Source organism: Streptomyces sp. adm13(2018), assembly GCF_008042145.1.
Lineage (GTDB): Bacteria > Actinomycetota > Actinomycetes > Streptomycetales > Streptomycetaceae > Streptomyces.
On record NZ_RDBH01000266.1, the window covers coordinates 1 to 761 of the forward strand.

The 761-nt window shown below is 81.6% G+C and carries 1 protein-coding gene and 1 pseudogene; both read left to right on the forward strand.

Annotated elements, in window-relative coordinates; translation table 11 throughout:
• Positions 1–225 (forward strand): annotated as a pseudogene (locus EAO70_RS38390) (hypothetical protein); the annotation flags it as partial.
• A partial coding sequence (locus tag EAO70_RS36425; protein ID WP_148007061.1) for a hypothetical protein occupies positions 216–761 on the forward strand: 546 nt, incomplete at its 3' end. The pseudogene EAO70_RS38390 and the gene EAO70_RS36425, both read left to right, overlap by 10 nt.

The following is a 761-nucleotide window of genomic DNA, read 5'->3' on the forward strand; positions in this document are numbered from 1 at the left end:
GGCCCGGTACGCCTCGCGGGCCGCGTCCGCCGCCGGACCCGAGGCCGCCACGTCCAGCCGCGTGAGGCGCGGCCGGTGGGGCTGACGCTGGCGCTGGGCCGGCTGCGGCGGCTCGGGGTGACCGGGTGGCGGGTGGCGCTGGCCCGGTACGCCTCGCGGGCCGCGTCCGCCGCCGGACCCGAGGCCGCCACGTCCAGCCGCGTGAGGCGCGGCCGGTGGGGCTGACGCTGGCGCTGGGCCGGCTGCGGCGGCTCGGGGTGACCGGGTGGCGGGTGGCGCTGCCCGCGCCGGGGCATCCGCTGGGGCTGAGCGGGCCGCCGGACTTCAACGCGCGCGCGTTGGAGGCGGAGGAGGCGGTGGTGGGCCACGGCGCGCCGTACGGCCTGGTGCCGGAGGTCTCGGAGGCGGGGCCCGTGGGGGACGTCCACGTGGAGGTGGTCTGGCGCTGCCTCGCGGTGCGGGAGGCGCCTCCGGCGGACGTGCCGTCGCTCGGCGAGGCCGAGCGGGAGCTCGCGGAGGCGCTGCGGGACGCCACGGCGGTCCTCACGCGGCTGGACGTGGCGGCCTCGGGTCCGGCGGCGGACGCGGCCCGCGAGGCGTACCGGGCCCGGGCGGAGGTGGGCCGGGAGGTCCTGGCCCCCGGCTACCCGGCGCGCGCGGTGCGGGTGCTGGAGCTGGCGCAGCGGGTGGGGCTGCTGGTGGACCTGGCGTACGACCACGGGCACGGGGGCGCGGTGAGCGCCTCGGAGATGGCGGCGCGG